This window comes from Pseudomonas sp. IPO3778, assembly GCF_013386825.1.
Lineage (GTDB): Bacteria > Pseudomonadota > Gammaproteobacteria > Pseudomonadales > Pseudomonadaceae > Aquipseudomonas.
In genome coordinates this window covers 66,533-90,170 of record NZ_JACARC010000051.1, presented here as the reverse complement: position 1 = coordinate 90,170, position 23,638 = coordinate 66,533, and the positions used below count along the sequence as shown (strand labels likewise).

19 protein-coding genes and 1 pseudogene are annotated in these 23,638 nt (G+C 61.1%); 11 read left to right on the top strand and 9 right to left on the bottom strand.

From position 1 onward, the window contains the following. The first annotated feature begins 70 nt into the window (after positions 1-70). On the top strand, positions 71-751 hold the full coding sequence (locus tag HX855_RS26075) for a heavy metal response regulator transcription factor (RefSeq protein WP_177089721.1): 681 nt from the start codon (positions 71-73) through the stop codon (positions 749-751). Next, entirely contained in the window at positions 751-2,103 is a 1,353-nt protein-coding gene (locus tag HX855_RS26070; RefSeq protein ID WP_178948024.1) for a heavy metal sensor histidine kinase, read from the top strand. The genes HX855_RS26075 and HX855_RS26070 overlap by 1 nt, the downstream gene beginning before the upstream one ends. Before the next feature lie 610 nt (positions 2,104-2,713). Here HX855_RS26070 and HX855_RS26065 read toward each other — a convergent pair. Genes HX855_RS26065 through HX855_RS26055 form a run of 3 tightly spaced genes read right to left on the bottom strand, consistent with a single transcriptional unit; the run spans position 2,714 to position 5,958 of the window. Next, on the bottom strand, positions 2,714-3,958 hold the full coding sequence (locus HX855_RS26065; RefSeq protein WP_177084689.1) for a lipoprotein-releasing ABC transporter permease subunit: 1,245 nt from the start codon (positions 3,956-3,958) through the stop codon (positions 2,714-2,716). Positions 3,959-4,016: 58 nt separating this feature from the next. Continuing rightward, entirely contained in the window at positions 4,017-4,700 is a 684-nt protein-coding gene (gene lolD / locus HX855_RS26060; protein ID WP_017477213.1) for a lipoprotein-releasing ABC transporter ATP-binding protein LolD, read from the bottom strand. A 7-nt stretch (positions 4,701-4,707) separates the two neighbouring features. Further along, positions 4,708-5,958, bottom strand: coding sequence for a lipoprotein-releasing ABC transporter permease subunit (locus HX855_RS26055; protein ID WP_177084687.1), 1,251 nt, complete (start codon positions 5,956-5,958; stop codon positions 4,708-4,710). A 94-nt stretch (positions 5,959-6,052) separates the two neighbouring features. On the opposite strand from HX855_RS26055, the gene HX855_RS26050 reads away from it, so the two are divergent. Then, a complete protein-coding gene (locus HX855_RS26050) occupies positions 6,053-6,637 on the top strand; it encodes a PilZ domain-containing protein (RefSeq protein WP_177084685.1) in 585 nt (194 codons plus the stop codon). A gap of 66 nt (positions 6,638-6,703) precedes the next feature. Continuing rightward, the gene (locus tag HX855_RS26045; RefSeq protein ID WP_088424497.1) at positions 6,704-7,426 is read left to right on the top strand and encodes a glycerophosphodiester phosphodiesterase; all 723 of its coding nucleotides are present in this window, start codon (positions 6,704-6,706) and stop codon (positions 7,424-7,426) included. Between the two features lie 42 nt (positions 7,427-7,468). On the opposite strand, the gene sthA is transcribed toward HX855_RS26045, so the two are convergent. The 3 genes and pseudogenes from sthA to HX855_RS26030 all read right to left on the bottom strand — a co-directional run bounded on the left by sthA (position 7,469) and on the right by HX855_RS26030 (position 9,424). Beyond that, entirely contained in the window at positions 7,469-8,863 is a 1,395-nt protein-coding gene (sthA, locus tag HX855_RS26040; RefSeq protein WP_177045641.1) for a Si-specific NAD(P)(+) transhydrogenase, read from the bottom strand. A gap of 198 nt (positions 8,864-9,061) precedes the next feature. After that, positions 9,062-9,223, bottom strand: a pseudogene (locus tag HX855_RS26035) (FAD:protein FMN transferase); the annotation flags it as partial. A gap of 51 nt (positions 9,224-9,274) precedes the next feature. Next, on the bottom strand, positions 9,275-9,424 hold the full coding sequence (locus tag HX855_RS26030; RefSeq protein ID WP_177084683.1) for a hypothetical protein: 150 nt from the start codon (positions 9,422-9,424) through the stop codon (positions 9,275-9,277). Position 9,425: 1 nt separating this feature from the next. Here HX855_RS26030 and HX855_RS26025 point away from each other — a divergent pair, with 1 nt between their 5' ends. Both HX855_RS26025 and HX855_RS26020 read left to right on the top strand, forming a co-directional pair. After that, a complete protein-coding gene (locus tag HX855_RS26025; protein ID WP_177084681.1) occupies positions 9,426-9,968 on the top strand; it encodes a chalcone isomerase family protein in 543 nt (180 codons plus the stop codon). Positions 9,969-10,255: 287 nt separating this feature from the next. Beyond that, on the top strand, positions 10,256-11,554 hold the full coding sequence (locus HX855_RS26020) for an MFS transporter (protein ID WP_003218952.1): 1,299 nt from the start codon (positions 10,256-10,258) through the stop codon (positions 11,552-11,554). Positions 11,555-11,716: 162 nt separating this feature from the next. On the opposite strand, the gene HX855_RS26015 is transcribed toward HX855_RS26020, so the two are convergent. After that, on the bottom strand, positions 11,717-13,180 hold the full coding sequence (locus HX855_RS26015; protein ID WP_029616136.1) for a glyceraldehyde-3-phosphate dehydrogenase: 1,464 nt from the start codon (positions 13,178-13,180) through the stop codon (positions 11,717-11,719). Positions 13,181-13,519: 339 nt separating this feature from the next. Between HX855_RS26015 and mfd the strand changes: the two genes are divergently transcribed. From mfd to HX855_RS26000, 3 genes are read left to right on the top strand one after another with little or no spacing between them, the layout of a single operon-like run. Further along, on the top strand, positions 13,520-16,969 hold the full coding sequence (mfd, locus tag HX855_RS26010) for a transcription-repair coupling factor (protein WP_177084679.1): 3,450 nt from the start codon (positions 13,520-13,522) through the stop codon (positions 16,967-16,969). A gap of 11 nt (positions 16,970-16,980) precedes the next feature. After that, on the top strand, positions 16,981-17,550 hold the full coding sequence (locus tag HX855_RS26005) for a CsiV family protein (RefSeq protein WP_177084678.1): 570 nt from the start codon (positions 16,981-16,983) through the stop codon (positions 17,548-17,550). A 9-nt stretch (positions 17,551-17,559) separates the two neighbouring features. Then, positions 17,560-20,250, top strand: a complete 2,691-nt coding sequence (locus HX855_RS26000; protein WP_177084677.1) for a DEAD/DEAH box helicase — start codon at positions 17,560-17,562, stop codon at positions 20,248-20,250. Between the two features lie 93 nt (positions 20,251-20,343). Here HX855_RS26000 and nagZ read toward each other — a convergent pair whose 3' ends face one another. Together nagZ and HX855_RS25990 are read right to left on the bottom strand one after the other, a co-directional pair. Next, a complete protein-coding gene (gene nagZ / locus HX855_RS25995; RefSeq protein WP_256352970.1) occupies positions 20,344-21,354 on the bottom strand; it encodes a beta-N-acetylhexosaminidase in 1,011 nt (336 codons plus the stop codon). A gap of 170 nt (positions 21,355-21,524) precedes the next feature. After that, entirely contained in the window at positions 21,525-22,232 is a 708-nt protein-coding gene (locus tag HX855_RS25990; RefSeq protein WP_177084676.1) for a TetR/AcrR family transcriptional regulator, read from the bottom strand. A 262-nt stretch (positions 22,233-22,494) separates the two neighbouring features. Here HX855_RS25990 and lexA point away from each other — a divergent pair, with 262 nt between their 5' ends. Continuing rightward, on the top strand, positions 22,495-23,103 hold the full coding sequence (gene lexA, locus HX855_RS25985) for a transcriptional repressor LexA (RefSeq protein ID WP_003172575.1): 609 nt from the start codon (positions 22,495-22,497) through the stop codon (positions 23,101-23,103). 10 nt (positions 23,104-23,113) lie between these two features. Next, positions 23,114-23,587 (top strand): SOS-induced cell division inhibitor SulA, encoded by a 474-nt coding sequence (gene sulA / locus HX855_RS25980; protein ID WP_177084675.1) that lies wholly within the window; start codon positions 23,114-23,116, stop codon positions 23,585-23,587. Positions 23,588-23,638 lie beyond the last annotated feature (51 nt).

Genomic DNA, 23,638 nt, shown 5'->3' with positions numbered 1-23,638 from the left:
TGTCAGCTTGAGCCTGCCGCAGGACCTGCGCGGTATAAAGTCTGTGTTTACGTAAAGCCACGAGCCGCCCATGAAACTGCTGATCGTCGAAGACCAACCGAAAACCGGCCACTACCTGCGCCAGGGCCTGGCCGAGGCCGGGTTCAACACCGAACTGGTGGCCGATGGCACCAGCGGTCAGCACCTGGCGCTGACCGGTGATTACGACCTGTTGATCCTCGATGTGATGCTGCCGGGCCGTGATGGCTGGCAAATCCTTCAGGCCGTGCGCAGCGCCGGGCTCGATATGCCGGTGCTGTTCCTCACCGCGCGGGACGCCGTGGAAGACCGGGTGCATGGCCTGGAACTGGGCGCCGACGACTATCTGGTCAAGCCCTTCGCCTTTTCCGAATTGCTGGCCCGGGTGCGCAGCCTGTTGCGCCGTGGCAGCAGCACGCCCCAGGAAACCAGCCTGCAACTGGCCGACCTGCGCCTGGACCTGATCCGCCGCCGGGTGGAGCGCGATGGCCAGCGCATCGACCTCACGGCCAAGGAATTTTCCCTGCTGGAACTGCTGCTGCGGCGTCAGGGCGAACTGCTGCCCAAGTCGCTGATTGCCTCCCAGGTGTGGGATATGAATTTCGACAGCGACACCAACATCATTGAAGTCGCGATTCGCCGCCTGCGCCTGAAGGTCGACGACGGCTTCCCCAACAAGTTGATCCATACCGTGCGCGGCATGGGCTATGTGCTTGAGGAGCGGTTCAGTTGATCAAGCGGATCTCCCTGGCCAGCCGCCTGGCCCTGTTGTTCGCCGGCTGTACCGCCGTGGTCTCGCTGCTGGCCGGCGTGCTGTTCAACCATGCCAGCGAGGCGCACTTTATCGAGCTGGACCAGCAGTTGCTCGACGGCAAGCTGGTGGCGCTGCGCAGCACATTGCAGGGTGCCGACACACCCGAGCTGTTTGCGTCACGAGAAGTGAAGCTGCGCGAAGAACTCAACCGCCAGCCCGACCTGGCCCTGCGCATCACCGCCGGCGACCACCGTTGGTTCGACAGCGCCCCCGGCATCACCCTGCCCCGGGAGCCTGGCCTGCACAGCGTGCAGAATGCCGGCACCGATTACCGGGTGTACAACGTGCCCCTGGTGCCCGCCAACGTCGATTCGCCACAACTGACACTGATGCTCGACATCACCCACCATCAACACTTCCTGCAACGCATGCAGCACCTGATCTGGTTGACCGTCGGCCTTTCCGCCCTGGCCACCGCCCTGCTCGGCGCCTGGGCCGCCCGCAGCGGGTTGCGACCGCTGAGGCGCATGAGCGAAGTGGCTGGCAGCGTGTCCGCCCATTCACTGACCCAACGCTTGCCCCAGGAACACATGCCCGCCGAGTTGGCGGAACTGGCCCAATCCTTCAATGCAATGCTCGGGCGCCTGGACGATGCCTTCCAGCGTCTCTCGGCGTTCTCGGCCGACATCGCCCATGAACTGCGCACACCGCTGTCGAATTTACTGACACAGACCCAAGTCATCCTCACGCAACCCCGGGCACTGGAAGACTACCGCGAGGCCTTGCACAGCAACCTCGAGGAGCTGCAATGGATGGCCCAGTTGGTCAACGACATGTTGTACCTGGCCAAGGCCGACCATGGGCTGCTGATGCCCAAGCGCGAAACCCTGGTACTGGCGGACGAAGTGGACGCATTGCTGGAGTTTTTCGCGCCATTGGCGGAAGACGTCCAGGTGCGGCTGGTTCGGGAAGGCGGCGCCAGCACCGCCGGTGACCGCAGCATGTTGCGCCGGGCCATTTCCAATCTGCTGGACAACGCGCTGCGGTTTACCCCGCCGGGTGGTGAGGTCCGTGTACAGGTTGTCGAGGGTGCACAAGGCGTGAGGTTGAGCGTGGAAAACACCGGGGAAGGCATTCCAGAGGCGTTGTTGCCGAGGTTGTTTGACCGGTTTTACCGGGCAGATCCGGCGCGGCATGAAGGGAGTAGCGAGCATGCGGGGCTGGGGCTGGCGATTACCCAGTCGATTGTGCGAGCCCACGGTGGGCGGATTTTCTGTGAGTCGGCGGCGGGTTGGACGAGGTTTGTGATTGAGTTGCCGCAGGGGCATTGATGCAAGTTGTTCCGGCCCTTTCGCGAGCAAGCCCGCTCCCACATTTCGATCGCATTCGTCCTGAATAAACTCGGTCAACATGTGGGAGCCCATGGCGGGCGGATTTTCTGTGAGTCGGCGGCGGGTTGGACGCGGTTTGTGATTGAGTTGCCGCAGGGGCATTGATGCAAGGTGTTCCGGCCCTTTCGCGAGCAAGCCCGCTCCCACATTTCGATCGCATTCGTCCTGAATGAACTCGGTCAAAATGTGGGAGCCCACGGCGGGCGGATTTTCTGTGAGTCGGCGGCGGGTTGGACGAGGTTTGTGATTGAGTTGCCGCAGGGGCATTGATGCAAGGTGTTCCGGCCCTTTCGCGAGCAAGCCCGCTCCCACATTTCGATCGCATTCGTCCTGAATGAACTCGGTCAAAATATGGGAGCCCACGGTGGGCGGATTTTCTGTGAGTCGGGGGCGGGTTGGACGAGGTTTGTGATTGAGTTGCCGAAGGGGCATTGATGCAAGCTGTTCCGACCTCATCGCGGGCAAGCCCGGCTCCCACATTAGGCTGAGTTGTTCTGGCGAACTCGGTCAAATGTGGGAGCTGGCTTGCCTGCGATAGCGGCCTTAAGAACTACGAATACCTGAGGGCATGCGCCGGCTCGATCTTCGCAGCCCGATACGCCGGGTAGATCGTCGCCAAAAAGCTCAACACAAACCCTGCCGAGCAGATCAGCAACACATCCCCACCCTGCAATTGGGAAGGCAGGTTACTGACGAAATACACGTCCGAACTGAAGATATGCTGCCCGGTCACCCGCTCCAGCCAACCCACCAGTTCACTGACGTTCAGCGCCGCGATCACGCCCAGGATGCCGCCGATCAACGTACCGACGATCCCGATCACCGTGCCTTGCACCATGAAGATCGCCATGATCTGCCGGGGCGTGGCGCCGATGGTGCGCAGGATTGCAATGTCGGCGCCCTTGTCGTTCACCACCATGATCAAGGTCGCGATGATGTTGAACGCCGCCACCGCAACGATCATCAGCAGCAGCAGGCCGATCATGGTTTTTTCCATCTTCATCGCGCTGAACAGGCTGCCCTGGGTGTGGGTCCAGTCGTCCGCCTTATAGTCAGCACCGAGGCTGGCAGCAATGTCCGCCGAGACCTTGGGCGCCGCGTACAAGTCTTTCACCGCCAGGCGCACGCTTTGCACCTGGTTCGGCTCCCAATGCTGTATCTCGGCAGCGTCAGCCATGTGGATCAAGGCCATGGAGCCGTCCAGCTCAGCCCCCACCTTGAACACACCAACCACGTTCAGCCGCTGCATGCGCGGGGTAATGCCACCCGGTGCGCTGCTGATTTCCGGCACGATCAGGGTCAGTTTGTCGCCGACATTCAGGCGGAAGCGCCGGGCGGTGATATCACCGATCACCACACCAAACTCACCCGGCTTCAGGTCTTCCAGATGGCCCTGGACAATATGCTGGGCCACAATCGACACCTTGCCCTCCTGGGCCGGATCAACGCCGCTGATCTCGATCGGCTGCATGGCGCCCTTGTAGGAGAGCATGCCATCCATCTGTGTGAACGGTACCGCTGCGGTCACTTCAGGATTCTTCATCGCCGCAGCGGCCACCGGCTGCCAGTCGCTGATGGGCTTCACGCCAACGATGGTCGCGTGGGGCACCATGCCGAGGATGCGTGAGCTCATTTCCCGCTGGAAACCGTTCATCACCGACAGCACCACGATCATCGCCAACACGCCCAGGGCGAGGCCGATCATCGAGGTCATCGAGATAAACGAAACAAAACGGTTGCGGCGCTTGGCGCGGGTATAGCGCGTGCCGATGAAAATCGATAACGGTCTGAACATTCGCGGGCACCGTTGAAAAAATAGAAAACCCGGCGTCAGACACCGGGTTTGAAACAGGTCAGATGGCGACCAGATGACCTTCCTGCAAGTGCAGCACACGGTCCATCTGACGGGCCATGCTCATGTCATGGGTCACCACCAGGAACGCGGTGCGCATCTGGGTGCTCAGTTCCAGCATCAAGTCCTTGATGCCCTGGGCGGTGTGGGAGTCGAGGTTGCCGGTGGGCTCGTCGAGCATCACCAGGCCCGGGTTGTTGACCAGGGCGCGGGCAATCGCCACACGCTGGCGCTCGCCGCCGGACAATTCAGCCGGCTTGTGCTCCAGGCGATGGCCCAGGCCAACCCGCTCCAGCAACGCCTTGGCACGCTGGCGTGCTTCCGGGATCGCGGTCTTGCCGATCAACAGCGGCATGCAGACGTTTTCCAGGGCGGTGAACTCGGGCAGCAAGTGGTGGAACTGGTACACAAAACCCAGCGAACGGTTGCGCAGCTGGCCACGGGCCTTCTCGCCCAGGGCCGACAATTCTTCGCCCGCCAGCCAGACGCTACCCTGGGACGGCGTATCAAGGCCACCCAACAGGTTGAGCAAGGTACTTTTGCCGGACCCGGAACTACCGACGATTGCCACGCGCTCGCCCGGGTGCAGTTCCAACTGCAGGTTGGACAGCACCACCACGGATTCCGGGCCTTCCTCGTAGGATTTGCCCAGGTTGCGGCAGCTCAGGATTGCTTTTTCACTCATGCCCGATTCACTCATAACGTAAAGCCTGCGCCGGCTGGGTACGTGCCGCGCGCCAGGCTGGATACAGGGTGGCAAGGAAACTCAGGACCAACGCGGCGGCGCCGACCATCAACACGTCCTGGCTCTGCACCTGGGACGGCAAGTAGTCGATGAAGTAGACGTCGGAGCTCAAGAATTTGTGGCCGATCAACACTTCCAGCCCGGCGATGGCCGCACTGACGTTCAACGCGGCGAGAATCCCCACCACGGTGCCGATCAAGGTACCGACGACGCCGATCACCGTGCCCTGGACCATGAAGATCGCCATGATCTGCCCCGGCGTGGCACCAAGGGTGCGCAGGATCGCGATATCGCCCTTCTTGTCGTTCACCACCATCACCAGGGTGGAGATGATGTTGAAGGCCGCCACGGCGACGATCAGCAGCAACAGCAGGCCGATCATGGCTTTTTCCATGCGGATGGCCTGATACAGGTTGCCGTGGGTACGGGTCCAGTCGCGGGCGTAGTACTGGTTTTCACCCAGGTGCTGGGCGATTTCCCACGAGGTACGCGGCGCGTCGAACAGGTCGTTGAATTTGAGGCGCAGGCCCTGGACCTGGTCCGGCTTCCAGCGATGCAGGCGGGCCAGGTCAGTCAGGTTGGTCAGCCCCAGGTAGCCGTCGATCTCACCGGCGCCGACATGAAAGATGCCAACGACCGTGAAACGCTTCATGCGCGGGAACATGCCGGCCGGGGTCACGGTGACCTCGGGCGCGACGAAGGTCAGCTTGTCGCCGATGCTCGCGCCGAGTTTGGCCGCCGCCTTGTCGCCGATAACGATGCCAAAGCTGCCGGGCGACAAGTCGTCCAGTTTGCCCTGTTGCATGAAGTTATCGATGATAGAGACCTTGCGTTCCTGCGCCGGATCGATGGCATTGAGCAGGATCTTCTGCACCTTGCCGTCGTTGGTCAACAGGCCCTGCATCTGCGTGAACGGCGCAACCGCCAGCACTTTGGGGTTCTGCTTGACCTTGGCGGCCAGGCTTTGCCAGTCGCTGATGGGCTCACCAGACTCGATGGTCGCGTGGGGCACCATGCCCAGCACACGTGTGCGCATCTCATGATCGAAGCCGTTCATCACCGACAGCACCACGATCATCACGACAACGCCAAGGGCGAGACCGATCATCGAGGTCAAGGAAATGAACGACACAAAATGATTGCGACGTTTTGCACGGGTATAACGCGTGCCAATAAATACGAAGAGAGGTCTGAACATGTCGGGGCTTGTTCGGAGGAAAAGAAGACGTCCTTGTGGCGGGGTCAGGTAAGCAGCTTTACACTCAGACCATCACCGCTGCCTTGGGTTCGCCATGTCGACATTAGATGAAGAAGATCGCCGCGAATACTACCGTATCGAGGACATGATCGCACTGGAAATTACCCCGCTGTCGGGCCCGGAAGCGCTGAGCAAGGAAGTATTGCTGGATGATTCGCCGCTGTTCAATCTGCTCAGCGAGTTGCACCTGAGTGAATTCGAATCCCAGCACCTGCTGCGCCAGATCGGCGAGCGGGACCGCACCTTGGCCGCCTTCCTCAAAGTGCAGAACAAACGCATGGATTTGCTCAGCCAGATCATGGCGCAAAGCCTGCTGGGCGAGATCGGTACACCTCAGCCCGTGGTCATCTCCGAAGGCGGCATCGAGTTCCTCAACCCCACACCGATCCAGCCCGACAGCCACCTGGCGGTCAAGCTGGTGCTGATGCCCCAGGCGCTCGGCCTGTTACTGCGGGCCAAGGTCACCCATTGCGACGCCAAGACTGGCGGCTTTGAGGTCGGCACGGAATTCGAAGCCATGACCGATGCCCAACGCCAGTTGCTGGCGCGCTATATCCTGCAAAAACAAGCTCAGGAACGGCGCCTGGCGCGGGAAAAAAGCGAAGAGTCCGACACCTGAATACGAATACTGAATGGCGCGTCGCGTCATCCATCCAGCCAGGATCCCTGGCGTAAAGGAGCAACTGTGACCCTGATTTACGGCCACCGCGGTGCCAAAGGCGAAGCACCGGAAAACACCCTGACCAGCTTCCAGGAATGCCTCAAGCACGGCGTACGCCGTTGCGAACTGGATTTGCACCTGTCCATGGACGGCGAGCTGATGGTCATCCACGACCCGACCCTCAAGCGCACCACCGACCGGCGCGGCAAGGTCGTCGAGTATTCGGCCGCCGACCTGGTCAAGATGGACGCGCGCAAAGGCGGCCCGGGTTGGGTCAAGCCCTGCCCCATCCCGCGCCTGGAAGAACTCTTCGAGCAGTGCGACTTCGATCACTGGCAACTGGAAGTCAAAAGTGCGTCGCGCACCCGTGCGGCAACCACCGTGCTGGCGATTCGCGAAATGGCTCAGCGTTTCGGGCTGATGGACAAGGTCACGGTGACCTCAAGCTCGCGGGAAGTGTTGAAAGCCGCGCTGGACCTCACCCCCGACCTGTCCCGTGGACTGGTCGCCGAATACGCCTGGCTCGACCCGTTGAAGGTCGCGGCCAACTATGGCTGTGAGATTCTGGCGTTGAACTGGACGCTGTGCACCCCTGAACGTCTGGAAAAAGCCCAGCGCCAGGGTTTGCACGTGTCCGTGTGGACCGTCAACGAACCCGCGCTGATGCGCAGGCTCGCCGACTTCGGCGTAGATAGCCTGATTACAGACTTTCCCGGTTTGGCCACTGCCACCCTCGGGAATTACTGAAATCGGTCTCCCCGGCCGGCTCAGGCCACCGGCCGGAGCCGCTCAAAAAAGCCGGTTGATGCCGTCGTAGGCCGCTACCCGATAGGCTTCAGCCATGGTCGGGTAGTTGAACGTGGTGTTGACGAAATACTTGAGGGTATTCAGTTCACCCGGCTGGTTCATGATCGCCTGGCCGATGTGCACGATCTCCGACGCCTGGTAGCCGAAGCAATGCACGCCGAGCACTTCCAGGGTCTCGCGGTGGAACAGGATCTTCAGCATGCCTTGCGGCTCACCGGCGATCTGCGCACGCGCCATGCTCTTGAAGAACGCCTTGCCGACTTCATAAGGCACTTTGGCCTTGGTCAGTTCGTGCTCGTTCTTGCCGATCGAGCTGATCTCGGGAATGGTGTAGATCCCGGTCGGCACGTCATTGACGTAGCGCCAGCTGCCATTGTCGACGATGCTGCCGGCGGCCGAGCGGCCCTGGTCGTGGGCGGCACTGGCCAGGCTAGGCCAGCCGATCACGTCACCGGCACCGTAGATGTTCGGGACGCAGGTGCGGTAGTTCTCGTCCACTTCGATCTGGCCACGACTGTTGACCTTGACCCCGATGTTTTCCATGCCCAGCTTGTCGGTGTTGCCGGTACGGCCGTTGCACCACAGCAAGGCGTCAGCCTTGATCTTCTTGCCGGACTTCAGGTGCAGGATCACACCGTTGTCCAGGCCCTCGACCCGCTCGTACTCTTCGTTGTGGCGCACAGTGATGTTGTTGTTGCTGAAGTGGTAACTCAACGCCTGGGAAATTTCCGAGTCGAGGAAGCTCAGCAACTGATCACGGTTATCCACCAGTTCGACCAATACACCCAGGCCGCTGAAGATCGAGGCGTATTCACAGCCAATCACGCCGGCGCCGTAGATGATCAGTTTGCGCGGGGTGTGGCCCAGGCTGAGGATGGTGTCGCTATCGTAGATACGCGGGTGGTGGAAATCGATATCCGCCGGGCGATACGGGCGCGAGCCGGTGGCGATGATGATGTGCTTGGCCACCAGTTTCTCGACCACGCCGTTGGCGCAGACCACTTCGACGGTTTGCTCGTCGGCGAAGCTGCCGGTGCCGAAGAACAGGTCGACGCGGTTACGGGCATAGAAGCCGGTACGCGAGGCAACCTGTTTGGAAATGACTTTTTCAGCGCTCTTGAGCACGTCCGGGAACGAGAACCAGCGCGGCTCACCAATGGCCCGGAACATCGGGTTGGTGTTGAACTGCATGATCTGGCGCACCGAGTGACGCAAGGCCTTGGACGGGATGGTACCCAGGTGGGTGCAGTTACCGCCGACCTGGCGACGGCTATCGACCATCGCCACCTTGCGCCCTGCTTTAGCGGCGTTCATCGCCGCACCTTCTCCAGCAGGGCCGGAACCCAGTACTACCACGTCGTAGTTGTAGACAGCCATGCGTACTCCTCAGAACAGGCCATGGCGCACGGTTGGGCGCCAGGCTAAATCATGCCGCGGCCAGCGGTCATGAAGGATCAAATAGGCTCAGTGTGTGAGCCGGGGCACAGTCTATATAAGGCTCAACGCCGCGCACATTAACCCTTGGTCGCGTCGTAGGCCAGTTTTGCCTTTACTACACGGCGTTCGTTACGGCTTCACTGCCGTCAGTTGATGGGTAATCGGTGCGCCGGTCCGAGCATCCAGGGTGTGGAAATAACGCCGACCATCCTGCTGGAAATCATCGCGATAGTCACCCGATGTCGACACACCAACGCCATCCACGACAATGATTTTTTCGGCGTCTTGCTGATCGTCGCGCGTGCAGCGCTTTTATCTCACGGGCCTTGAGGCCCAAGCCCCACAGGCTCATCAGCGTTCGCCCCCCAGATCAAACGCGCTCCCGCCCGCCAGCACCGCAAGCCCGCCGAAAAGCAAAATGTGCCGCATGCCGCCCATAAAACCTTTCGCTGTCGGAAATTGAATTAACCTGTAGGCAAGCACGCTTTCAGGACTGGCCATTATGCGACATGTCGTTATCTGTTTATTGCTGATGTTCTCGGTCCCGGTGCTGGCGAATGAGGCCGATCGCCTCAAACAAGCGGACTTTCCCACGCAATCTCATCAGCTGGCGCTGAAAAACCAGGCGGTCCTGACCTACCTGTGGGCCGACGTGTATGCCGCAGCGCTGTTCGCCCCGGCGGACCTGAGCGCCAAACAGGCCCTGGCGCAGCAAAAAGACCTGCGCCTGGAGCTGTATTACTTTCGCGACATCGACCGCAACGATGTGATCAAGGCCGCCACCGCCACCCTTGAACGCCAGCAAACGCCCGCCACCCTCGCCCGCCTGAAACCCGAACTGGACCAATTGCACAAAAGCTTTCGCGACATTCGCAGCGGCGACCGTTACGCACTGGACTTGCGCCCACAGCGCGGGCTAAGCCTGGAAATCAATGGCACGGTGGTGTTCAGCAGCCGCGATGACGAGCTGGCCAAGGCTTATCTGGGAATATGGCTGGCACCGAAAGGCCTGTCGGACAGCCTGCGCAATACCCTCCTCAACTGATCGCAAACCCCATGTGGGAGCGGGGTTGCTCGCGAATGCGGCTTGTCCGTGATTCGTGAGTTGACTGACACACCGTATTCGCGAGCAAGCCCGCTCCCACATTAGATTTTCATCACGATCGAGCCCTGCGGCAATTTGCCAGCTTGCTATCGGTTTTTTGTTGCCTGTGGTGGCTTATACACATATCGTTACAAAACTGTTCAGCGCCAGCCTCGTGCCAAGGCTTTAACAGCAAGGACGGTTGCGACCAGGGATTACTAATAAGATAGCCAAAATGAGTGCATGACATGTCCACTACAACGGGCAAGGGCAAGGCGATCTTTCGCGTTGTCAGCGGTAACTTCCTCGAGATGTTCGACTTCATGGTCTACGGCTTCTACGCCACGGCCATTGCCAAGACATTTTTCCCCACCGACAGCGCCTTCGCCTCCCTGATGCTGTCCCTGGCCACCTTCGGTGCCGGGTTCCTGATGCGTCCGCTGGGCGCGATTTTCCTCGGTGCCTACATCGACCGTCACGGCCGTAAAAAGGGCCTGGTGATCACCCTGGCGATGATGGCTGCCGGTACCGTGCTGATCGCCTGCGTGCCGGGGTACGCCACCCTGGGTGTCGCTGCGCCACTGATCGTGCTGTTCGGTCGCCTCCTGCAAGGTTTCTCTGCCGGTGTGGAGCTGGGCGGTGTGTCGGTGTACCTGGCGGAAATCGCCACGCCGGGCCGCAAAGGCTTCTTCGTCAGCTGGCAGTCCGCCAGCCAGCAAGCAGCCGTGGTGTTCGCCGGCCTGCTGGGTGTAGGCCTGAACCACTGGCTCAGCCCCGAAGAAATGGGTGACTGGGGCTGGCGTGTGCCGTTCCTGATCGGTTGCCTGATCGTGCCGGTGATCTTCGTGATTCGTCGCTCCCTGGAAGAAACCCCTGAATTCCAGGCGCGTAAACACCGCCCTACCCTGCAGGAAATCGTCCGTTCGATCGGTCAGAACTTCGGCATCGTCATCGCCGGCATGGCGCTGGTGGTGATGACCACCGTGTCGTTCTACCTGATCACCGCCTACACCCCGACCTTCGGCAAGGCCGAACTGCACCTGTCGGACTTCGACGCATTGCTGGTCACCGTGTGCGTCGGCATCTCCAACTTCATCTGGCTGCCGGTGATGGGTGCGGTGTCCGACAAGATCGGCCGCAAACCCCTGCTGCTGGGGGCGACCATTCTGGCGATCCTCACCGCTTATCCCGCACTGTCCTGGCTGGTAGCCAACCCGAGCTTCAGCCATCTGCTGATCGTGCTGCTCTGGCTGTCGTTCCTGTACGGTTCCTACAACGGTGCGATGGTTGTAGCACTGACCGAAATCATGCCGGTAGAAGTGCGCACCACCGGCTTCTCCCTGGCCTACAGCCTGGCGACGGCGACCTTTGGTGGCTTTACGCCGGCAGCCTGTACCTACCTGATCCACGTGCTGGACAACAAGGCGGCACCGGGCATCTGGCTTAGCGGTGCAGCAGTGCTGGGCTTGATCGCCACGTTGATTCTGTTCAAGGGCAACCGGCATGAACTGCGTACCGCGCAGGCTTCGATAGTCGGCGGCGCTTGATGGATCGCTATCGCAGGCAAGCCAGCTCCCACAGTTGAATGTATTCACAAATCAACATGTGGGAGCTGGCTTGCCTGCGATGAGGCCGGTACAAACAACACAAAACCCACAGACATAAAAAAGCCCCGAACCAGTCGGGGCTTTTTCATTTACCGCTGATGCTTAGCGCGGGAATGCTGGCGGGTTAACCCCAGCCATGTCTTCCATCACGCGAACCACCTGGCAGCTGTAACCGAATTCGTTGTCGTACCAAACGTACAGCACAACGCGGTTGTCTTGCGTGATGGTCGCCTCAGCGTCCACCACACCGGCGTGGCGCGAGCCCACGAAGTCGGTGGAAACCACTTCCTGCGAGTTGACGAAGTCGATTTGCTTATGCAGATCGGAGTGCAGCGCCATGTAGCGCAGGTACTCGTTCATCTCTTCACGGGTGGCGGCTTTCTCAAGGTTCAAGTTGAGAATGGCCATCGACACGTTCGGCGTCGGAACACGGATCGCGTTACCGGTCAGCTTGCCGGCCAACTCAGGCAGGGCCTTGGCAGCAGCGGTGGCAGCACCGGTCTCGGTGATCACCATGTTCAGCGCGGCGCTACGGCCCCGGCGATCGCCCTTGTGGAAGTTGTCGATCAGGTTCTGGTCGTTGGTGTACGAGTGAACCGTTTCAACGTGACCGTTCACGATGCCGAACTTGTCATTTACAGCTTTCAGCACCGGCACGATGGCGTTGGTGGTGCAGGAAGCGGCAGACACGATCTTGTCGTCAGCGGTGATTTCACCGTGGTTGATGCCGTGCACGATGTTCTTCAGCTTGCCCTTGCCAGGCGCAGTCAGCACAACGCGGTCGATACCCGGGCACGCCAGGTGCTGGCCCAAGCCTTCGGCGTCACGCCACACACCGGTGTTGTCCACCAGCAGTGCGTCCTTGATGCCGTACTGGGTGTAGTCCACTTCGGCCGGGTTCTTCGCGTAGATCACCTGGATCAGGTTACCGTTGGCGGTGATGGTGTTGTTTTCTTCGTCGATGACGATGGTGCCGTTGAACGGACCGTGCACCGAGTCGCGACGCAGCAGGCTGGCGCGTTTGGTCAGGTCGTTTTCGGCGCCTTTACGCACCACGATCGCACGCAGGCGCAGGCCGTCGCCACCACCGGTTTTTTCGATCAGGATGCGCGCCAGCAGGCGGCCGATACGACCGAAGCCGTACAGCACAACGTCGGTGCCTTTGCGGGCGGCGGCGTTTTGCTGGCCAACCACGTCGGCCATTTCTTCACGCACGAACTGCTCGGCAGTGCGGCCAGCGCCTTCCTTGCGGAACTTGTAGGCCAGCTTGCCCAGGTCTACCGAGGCCGCGCCGAGCTTGAGCTCGCTCATGGCTTTAAGCAGCGGGAATGTTTCGTGGACGGAGAGTTCGCTATCGTCGGCGGAACGATGGCGAGCAAAGCGATGAGCCTTGAGAATCGCGATGACTGATTGGTTGATCAGGCTGCGGCCATAGATCGAGCTCACCACGTTGTTATTGCGGTAGAGCTGACCGATAAGCGGAATCATCGCTTCAGCGAGTGCTTCACGGTCGATCCATTCACCAAGACACTGGTCGGGCTTCTGAGTCACGGGAACCTTCCACATGTAGGGGCAGAAAAAAGGGGCTACATTATGCCGTCCGACCGCCCTCGGAGCAATGCGCGCTCCGCAACAAAACCCCTTGCAAAAAAATATCGCCCCGCTGGAGCCCAGTAAACACGTGGCTTTCAGGGCACCCCCTGTTGGACCAATGTGACAAAGTGTCCGTAACCCTCCGAAACATACACCGATTTCGGCACTACATAATGAGTCAAAAGACGCCTTTGTTTGTCTTAGCCACTACATTTCCTACAAACCGTAATAGGCTCAGTCAGCAACTGACAGGCGGCACCCTGGGCCGTTACAATTACCGACTTTGTCGCAACGCTTGGAGCTCAACCTTCCGTGCCCGTTCTGCGTCTACCGCTTCTCCCTGCCGCGGCAGGTAAACAGCACTGGGGCAATCTGCCCGGTGCCGCCCTGAGCCTGGCCATTGCCGAGGCTGCCAGCGCAGCCAAGCGCTTTACCCTGCTGCTCACCGCCGACAGCCAAAGTGCCGAGCGGCTGGAACAGGAGCTGAGTTTCTTCGCCCCCGATTTGCCGGTGCTGCATTTCCCGGACTGGGAAACCCTGCCCTACGATCTGTTCTCGCCGCACCAGGACATCATTTCCCAGCGCATCGCCAGCCTGTACCGCTTGCCGGAACTGGCCCATGGTGTGCTGGTGGTGCCGATCACCACGGCCTTGCATCGCCTGGCGCCGACCAAGTTCCTGCTGGGCAGCAGCCTGGTGCTGGATATCGGCCAGAAGCTCGACGTGGAGCAAATGCGCACCCGGCTTGAGGCCAGTGGCTATCGCTGCGTCGACACGGTGTACGAACACGGTGAGTTTGCAGTCCGCGGCGCCTTGATCGACCTGTTCCCGATGGGCAGCAAACTGCCGTACCGGATCGACCTGTTCGACGACGAAATCGAAACCCTGCGCACCTTCGACCCGGAGAACCAACGCTCCATCGACAAGGTGGAATCGGTCAAACTGCTGCCGGCCCGGGAATTCCCACTGCAAAAAGATGCGGTCACGCGCTTCAAGGCACGTTTCCGCGAACGCTTTGACGTGGACTTCCGTCGCTGCCCGATCTTCCAGGACTTGAGCAGCGGGATTACCCCCGCCGGTATCGAGTACTACCTGCCGCTGTTCTTCGACGAAACCTCCACCCTCTTCGATTACCTGCCCCAGGACACCCAAGTGTTCTCCCTGCCAGGCATCGAGCAGGCGGCGGAGAACTTCTGGAATGACGTGCGCAACCGTTATGAAGAACGCCGCGTCGACCCATCCCGGCCTTTATTGCCACCGGCCGAACTGTTCCTGCCGGTGGAAGACTGCTTCGCCCGCCTGAAAAACTGGCCGCGGGTAGTCGCCAGCCAACAGGACGTGGACGCCGGCGCCGGCCGCGAGCGCTTCCCGGCGCAAGCACTGCCCAACCTGGCGATTGAAGCCAAGGCCAACCAGCCGCTGGAAGCACTGTCGAATTTCCTCGGTGGCTTCCCTGGTCGCGTGCTGTTTACCGCCGAGTCCGCCGGGCGTCGCGAAGTGCTGCTGGAATTGCTGGAACGCCTGAAGCTGCGACCGAAAACCGTCGACAGCTGGCCGGACTTTGTCGCGAGCAAGGACCGCCTGGCGATCACCATCGCGCCGCTGGACGAAGGCCTGCTGCTGGACGACCCGGCTCTGGCGCTGATTGCCGAAAGCCCGCTGTTCGGTCAACGGGTGATGCAGCGTCGTCGCCGCGAAAAACGCGCCGACGCCAACAACGACGCGGTGATCAAAAACCTCACCGAGCTGCGCGAAGGCGCGCCGGTGGTGCATATCGACCACGGCGTGGGCCGCTACCTGGGCCTGCAGACCCTGGAGATCGAAAACCAGGTGGCTGAATTCCTCACCATGGAATACGCCGAGGGCGCCAAGCTCTACGTGCCCGTGGCCAACCTGCACCTGATCGCCCGCTACACCGGCAGCGACGACGCCCTCGCGCCGTTGCACCGCCTGGGTTCCGAAACCTGGCAGAAAGCCAAGCGCAAGGCCGCCGAGCAGGTGCGCGACGTGGCCGCCGAATTGCTCGACATTTATGCCCGCCGCGCCGCCCGGGAAGGTTATGCGTTCGCCGACCCAAAGGCCGACTACGCGACCTTCAGCGCCGGCTTTGCCTTCGAAGAAACCCCGGACCAGCAAACCACCATCGACGCCGTGCGCGCCGACATGCTGGCGCCCAAGCCAATGGACCGCCTGGTGTGCGGCGACGTGGGATTCGGCAAGACCGAAGTCGCCATGCGCGCAGCCTTTATTGCGGTGCACGGCGGCCGCCAGGTGGCAATCCTCGTACCCACCACCCTGCTCGCCCAACAGCACTACAACAGCTTCCGCGACCGCTTTGCCGACTGGCCGGTGACCGTGGAAGTGATGAGCCGCTTCAAGTCGGCCAAGGAAGTGAACGCGGCGATTGCCGACCTGGCAGAAGGCAAGATCGACATCGTGATCGGCACCCACAAGCTGCTGTCGGACGATGTGAAGATCAAAAACCTTGGCCTGGTGATCATCGACGAAGAACACCGCTTCGGTGTCCGTCAGAAGGAACAGCTCAAGGCGCTGCGCAGTGAAGTCGATATCCTGACCCTCACCGCCACACCGATTCCGCGCACGTTGAACATGGCGGTGTCGGGCATGCGCGACCTGTCGATCATCGCCACGCCACCGGCGCGCCGCTTGTCGGTGCGCACCTTCGTGATGGAGCAGAACAAAAGCACGGTCAAGGAAGCGCTGCTCCGCGAGTTGCTGCGCGGCGGCCAGGTTTACTACCTGCACAACGATGTAAAAACCATCGAGAAATGCGCCGCCGACCTCGCCGAACTGGTGCCGGAAGCCCGGATCGCCATCGGCCACGGGCAGATGCGCGAGCGCGAACTCGAACAGGTGATGAGCGACTTCTACCACAAGCGCTTCAACGTACTGATCGCCTCGACCATCATCGAGACCGGCATCGACGTGCCGAGCGCCAACACCATCATCATCGAGCGGGCCGACAAGTTCGGGCTGGCGCAGCTGCACCAACTGCGTGGCCGGGTCGGTCGTAGCCACCACCAGGCCTATGCCTATTTGCTCACCCCGCCGCGCCAGCAGATTACGTCCGACGCCGAGAAGCGCCTGGAAGCCATCGCCAATACCCAGGACCTCGGGGCCGGCTTTGTGCTGGCCACCAACGACCTGGAGATCCGTGGCGCCGGCGAACTGCTGGGCGACGGGCAGAGCGGGCAGATCCAGGCGGTGGGTTTCACCCTCTATATGGAAATGCTCGAGCGCGCGGTGAAAGCCATCCGCAAGGGCGAGCAGCCGAACCTCGACCAACCGCTGGGTGGCGGCCCGGAAATCAACCTGCGCTTGCCGGCGTTGATTCCCGAAGATTACCTACCGGACGTGCACGCTCGGCTGATCCTGTACAAACGCATCGCCTCGGCCACCGACGAAGATGGCCTCAAGGACCTGCAAGTAGAGATGATCGACCGCTTCGGCCTGTTGCCGGAACCGACCAAGAACCTGGTGCGCCTGACCCTGCTCAAATTGCAGGCCGAGCAGCTTGGCATCAAGAAAGTCGACGCCGGGCCGCAAGGCGGGCGTATCGAGTTCGAAGCGCAAACGCCGGTGGACCCGCTGGTGCTGATCAAGCTGATTCAGGGCCAGCCCAATCGCTACAAGTTCGAAGGGGCTACGCTGTTCAAATTCATGGTGCCGATGGAACGCGCCGAAGAACGCTTTAATACACTGGAGGCGCTGTTTGAGCGCCTCATCCCGAAATCTGCTTGAAGGACGCCCCAATGCGCCTGTTCCGCATTTTGAGCTTGTTGTTGGTGGTCGTTGCTCCTTCGGCGTTTGCCGACAGCCCGTACCTGGTGGAGATGATCCTGGTGCGCCAGAACGCCGAGCCGGTGATCAATAGCCGCGCGGCGCCGGAAAACTGGGACGCCGGCGCGCCACGCCTGCCGGCCGACAAAATGAGCCCGCCGCGGCTGGGCAACATCGTCGACAAACTCAGCGCTGACAATAATTACACCGTGTTGCTACACCGCGCCTGGGACCAGAACCTCGGTGACCAACCCGTGAAACTGGCCATCAGCGACGGTCAGGAACAGTTCGGCCAGTTTCCCATCGAGGGCACACTGAGCCTGCAATTGGGGCGCTTTACCGATATCGACGCAGACTTCTGGATCAACCAGTTCGACGCTAACGGCAGCGTCATCGCCAGCGAGCACCTCAGCCAACAAGACGTGCGCACCAAGAATAACCAGCTCAACTACCTGGACGGCGGCCACCTCGCCCTGCTGATCAAGATCACTTCGCTGACCGCCAAGCCGCCCAGCGCTCCACCGCCCGACGTCCAGGACTGATCCAGCACCATGCCCCTGACGTCGTCGTTGACCAAACCCCTGGCCCCTTCGTGGGCCAATCGCTTTAAAGAGCAAAGCCTTGAGCGCGGCCGGCGCTACGCCCTGGAAAACCGTGTGCGCATCGTCGAGTCCGGCGACAGCACCATCATTGCCAGCTGTGAAGGCTCGGGCGGCAATGTCTATCGCCAGACCATCTCCCTGCGCGAATCCGCCAAGGGCACGCTGATCCTGGTAGACAGCCGCTGCACCTGCCCCGTGCACACCAACTGCAAACACATCGCCGCGGTGCTGCTCAAGGTCCAGGAAACCCTGGCCTACCCGGCGGCGGCCCAGGATGCCGAGTTGCTGGAGAAGCTCCAGGCGGTGCTGGATAACCGCGTGGTGCTGCCGCAAGTGGTGATGGAGGACGTACAGCCGGTGCCACGCTTGTGGCTGGCCAGTATCGAGTTCAGCGCCTTCGAACCGCGCAACGGCAAGATGCAGCGTTACATCCAGCATCGCGCGGCGTTGTCCTTCAACTATCTGGGCAACTACGTCAGCGGCCAGAAAAACGCCGACATCATCGTGCGCCAGGAACAGCAGAGCCTGCGGATCAAGCGCCACCCCGAGGTGGAGCAACAGTTTCGCGAACAACTGCGCCTGCTGGGCTTCAAGATCGCCACGCGCCAGAGCAAGGCCCTGCCGGAAAGTGCCGGCGAACTGTTCGAAATGGTCAATGACAGCGCTTGGCTGAACTTCACCCTGAACGCGTCACCGACCCTGCGTGCCCAGGGCTGGGAATTGCAGATTGATGAGGATTTCGGTTTCGACCTGAGCGCCGTCGACGACTGGTACGCCAGCGTCGACGAGATGCCGGAGCGCGACTGGTTCGACCTGGAGCTGGGGATCATCGTCAACGGCGAACGCCTGAGTTTGCTGCCGATCCTGCTGAACCTGATGCGCTCCCACACCGAGATCCTCAACCCGGAAAAACTCGCCCGGCGCCGTGATGACGAACTGATCCTGGTGAACATCCCCGGCCTGCCCAATGGCCACGGCCCGTTGCAAGTGGCACTGCCTTACGGGCGACTGAAACCGGTGCTGGCAACCCTGGGCGAGTTCTACCTGCAAGAGCCCGGCACCACCGCGTTGCGCCTGGCCAAGGCCGACGCCATTCGCCTCAACCCGCTGGAAGACCTGCCACTGCAATGGGAGGGCGGCGAAAAGATCCGCAACTTCGCCCAGCGCCTGCGGGACATCAAGGATTTCAGCTGCGAAGCGCCCGAAGGCTTGAACGCGACGTTACGCCCTTATCAACTGGAAGGCCTGAGCTGGATGCAGTCCCTGCGCCAGCTCGACGTCGGCGGGATTCTTGCGGATGACATGGGCCTGGGCAAAACCCTGCAAACCCTGGCGCATATTCTCAGCGAGAAAATCGCCGGGCGCCTGGACCGGCCGTGCATGGTGGTGATGCCCACCAGCCTGATCCCGAACTGGCTCGACGAAGCCGCGCACTTCACGCCGCAGCTTAAAGTGCTGGCGTTATATGGCGCGGGGCGTAAGAAACATTTCGCTCAGTTGCAGGACTACGATCTGCTGCTGACCACCTACGCCCTGCTGCCCAAGGACATCGAGCCACTGGCCGCCCTGCCCTTGCATGTGCTGATCCTCGACGAAGCGCAGTACATCAAGAACCCTAACAGCAAGGCTGCCCAGGCGGCCCGCGAGCTGAATGCCCGCCAGCGCCTGTGCCTCAGCGGTACGCCACTGGAAAACCACCTGGGCGAGCTGTGGTCGCTGTTCCACTTCCTGCTGCCCGGTTGGCTGGGGGATGTGAAAAGCTTCAACCGCGATTACCGCGTACCGATCGAAAAGCGCGGCAGCGACGTGCGATTGCAGCACCTCAATGGTCGGATCAAACCGTTCCTGCTGCGCCGCACCAAGGAGCAGGTGGCAACGGAATTGCCGCCCAAGACCGAGATCATCCATTGGGTCGACCTCAACGAAGCCCAGCGCGACGTGTACGAAACCATGCGTTTGGCGATGGACAAGAAAGTCCGCGACGAGATCACCCGCAAAGGCGTGGCCCGCAGCCAGATCATCATCCTGGAAGCGCTGCTCAAGTTGCGGCAGGTGTGCTGTGATCTACGCCTGGTCAATGATGCAACCCTTCCTGCAAAGGGCAGCAGCTCGGGCAAGCTCGACAGCTTGATGGAGATGCTCGAAGAGTTGTTTGCCGAAGGGCGCAGGATCCTGCTGTTTTCCCAGTTCACCTCGATGCTGAGCCTGATCGAGGCCGAACTGAAGAAGCGTGGCGTGGCCTACGCACTGCTGACCGGGCAAACCCGGGACCGGCGCACACCGGTGAAGGACTTCCAGAGCGGCAAGCTGCAGATCTTTCTGATCAGCCTGAAGGCAGGCGGCGTCGGGCTGAACCTGACGGAAGCGGACACGGTGATTCACTACGACCCGTGGTGGAACCCGGCGACGGAAAACCAGGCGACCGACCGTGCGTATCGCATTGGCCAGGAGAAGCCGGTGTTCGTCTACAAGATGATTGCCCGGGGTACCGTGGAAGAGAAAATCCAGCATTTGCAGAAGGAAAAGTCTGATCTGGCGGCGGGCGTTCTGGATGGGCGGACGACGGGGGATTGGAAGCTGGGGAATGAGGACATCGAGGCGTTGTTTGCGCCGTTGCCTCACAAGCAAGAGAAGCGCTGACTTTAAGACCGCTATCGCGGGCAAGCCCGCTCCCACATTTGGAATACATTTCCCTGTGGGAGCTGGCTTGCCTGCGATGGACGCGACACGGTCTTAATCAATCAATTGAGCATCCCGCAGCGCACTCAATGCCGCCAACCAACGCGGATCCTGCTTGTACTCGGTCGACGCCACCGCCTGCCCGCGCATCCGCGCAATACGCGCCGACGGGGTGACCTTCATGCGCTGGGCAGCGCTCAGGGCCAACTCCGCTGCGGCGCGGTCGTTGCACACCAGGCCCATGTCGCAGCCCGCAGTCAACGCGGCTTCGATCCGGCTGGCGGCATCACCGACCACATGCGCACCGGCCATGGACAGGTCGTCACTGAAAATCACCCCGTCGAACTGCAACTCACCGCGCAGGATGTCTTGCAGCCAGCGCCGGGAGAAACCGGCAGGTTGCGCGTCCACTTGTGGATAAATCACGTGGGCCGGCATAACGGCCGCCAACTGCTTGCTCAGCCGTGCGAAAGGCACCAGGTCATTGGCGCGAATCTGTTCCAGGCTGCGTTCATCATTGGGAATCGCGACGTGGGAATCGGCTTCGGCCCAGCCATGGCCGGGGAAGTGCTTGCCGGTGGCCGCCATGCCTGCGCTATTCATGCCGCGGATAAAGGCTCCGGCGAGCACGGCGGCGCGCTCGGGGTCGCCTTCGAATGCGCGGGTGCCCACGACGGCGCTGCGTTGGTAATCGAGGTCCAGCACCGGGGCGAAGCTCAGGTCCAGGCCTACCGCCAGCACTTCGGTGGCCATGATCCAGCCACACTGCTCGGCCAGTTGTTCAGCATTGGGATTGTCGGCCAAGGCACGCATTGCCGGCAGACGCACAAACCCCTGGCGCAAACGTTGCACCCGGCCGCCTTCCTGATCGACCGCCAGCAGCAGGTCCGGGCGTACGGCGCGAATGGCCGCGCTCAGCTCGCGCACCTGGCGCGGGTGCTCAATGTTGCGCGCAAAAATAATCAGGCCGCCCACCTCGGGCTGACGCAACAGGTGGCGATCTTCAGCCGTCAGCCAGGTACCGGCGACGTCCACCATCAAAGAGCCTTGCAGGGCGTGGGTCATAAGCTTTCCTTAAATAACGCGCGCAGCCCGCAGCCCTCGCGAGATCGCATCGCCAGGATTGATTCTGGCGACGGACGCTCAGCGGGAGCAACGGGCTGTGGATAAATAGCTGAAATGGGCATGGGCGGCTAGCTTAGCGGATGCAAGCGGCCGCGCCCACCCGCAAGGGGTTAAACCTTGGCCGGGGCCTGCGCCGACTTGTTGCGGGGACGCAACTGGGCAGCAGCCATGCTCTGGTCGGTGACGCCGGTTTCGGCACGCATACCGGCGGCGAGGAACGGCACCATCAGGCGCATCACCTGCTCGATGGAGGTGTTGACGCCAAAATCGGTCTCGGCAATCGCACGCAAGGCCTTGATCCCGGACATGCTGAACGCAGCGGCGCCGAGCATGAAGTGCACGCGCCAGAACAGTTCGATCGGCGGGATACGCGGCGCGGCTTCGTTGACCAGCAACATATAGCGGCGGAACACTTTGCCGTACATGTCTTCCAGGTAACGACGCAGGTGGCCCTGGCTCTGACTGAAGGCCAGGCCCAACAGGCGCATGAAGATCGACAGGTCGTTGCCGCTGCGGGGCTGAACCACAAGGGCTTGCTCGACGAGGATCTCCAGCAGGTCTTCCAGGCTGGGCTTGTTTTCAGGCTTGGCCTGGCGACGCTCCAGCTCACGGTCGAGGCTGATGCAGAAAGGCCCCAGGAAACGTGAGAACACGGCCTGGATCAACGCTTTCTTGGAGCCGAAATGGTAGTTCACCGCTGCCAGGTTGACCCCGGCCTTGCTGGTAATCAGCCGCAATGAAGTTTCAGCAAATCCTTTTTCCGCGAACAACTGCTCGGCAGCATCGAGAATGCGTTCAACGGTTTCCGACTGGGCCATGGCTACTCCGCCTGACAAACACTTGTTTGAAACATACGTTTCAAGCTATGTCTTGTCAAGCCTGCAGGTCCGTTTGCGGCCGGCCGGTCACCGATTTCATGGCCATTTAATCACATTCGCCAAGGTCTGTAGGCAGCGCTGTCTTCAGCGTGTAGGACAGGTGACAAATGACCGTCCAGCGGAGTGACTGAAAACGGTGATTGCCAAGCGCAGTCCACTGTATATAATCCCAGTCACTGTATAAAAAGACAGAGCGATCAACATGCTAAAACTGACGCCACGCCAAGCTGAGATTCTGGCTTTTATCAAGCGCTGCCTCGACGACAACGGCTACCCGCCGACCCGGGCGGAAATTGCGCTGGAGCTGGGATTCAAGTCGCCCAACGCCGCTGAAGAACACCTCAAGGCCCTCGCCCGCAAAGGCGCGATCGAGATGACCCCGGGTGCTTCACGCGGCATTCGCATCCCTGGCTTCGAAGCCAAGGCCGACGAGTCGACACTGCCAATCATCGGCCGGGTCGCAGCCGGTGCGCCGATCCTGGCGCAACAGCACGTCGAGGAATCCTGCAACATCAACCCGACCTTCTTCCATCCCCGCGCCGACTATCTGCTGCGGGTCCATGGCATGAGCATGAAGGATGTGGGCATTTTCGACGGCGACCTGCTGGCTGTCCACACCACACGTGAAGCCCGCAATGGCCAGATCGTTGTCGCCCGCATTGGCGATGAAGTGACGGTCAAACGCTTCAAGCGCGAAGGCAGCAAGGTCTGGCTCCTGGCCGAGAACCCTGAGTTCGCGCCGATTGAAGTGAACCTGAAGGATCAGGACCTGGTGATTGAAGGCTTGAGCGTCGGCGTAATTCGCCGCTAACGGAGGCATCATGCAGTTCCTACAGACCCCACAACACACTCAGCTGTCGCTGTTTGAGGCCTTTATGGCCCAGCCCCTTGCGCCCATCCTCAAGGAAACGGTCGAAGCGCCCTGGAGCGCCGAACCCGAGGCGTTCAGTGAACTGTCGTTGCGCGGTGCTGCCGGGAGCTGCCTGAGCCTGCTGGCACCGATCCTTCGCGAATTGAGCGAGGATCAGGACGCACGCTGGCTGACGCTGATCGCCCCGCCGTCCAGCCTGACCCAGGCCTGGCTGCGGGACGCCGGCCTGAATCGCGAGCGCATCCTGTTGCTGCAACCCCGTGGCGCTCAAAGTGCCCAGCAACTGACCTGCGAAGCCTTGCGCCTGGGCCGTAGCCATACGGTGGTCAGTTGGTTGAATCCACTGACCACAGCCGCCAGGCAGCAACTGGTCAGCGCCGCACGTACGGGCGATGCGCAGAGCTTGAATATTCGGTTGGGATAAAACGATGTACACGAAGCCGACAGGCAAACGCCTGTGGTGAGCGGGCTCGCC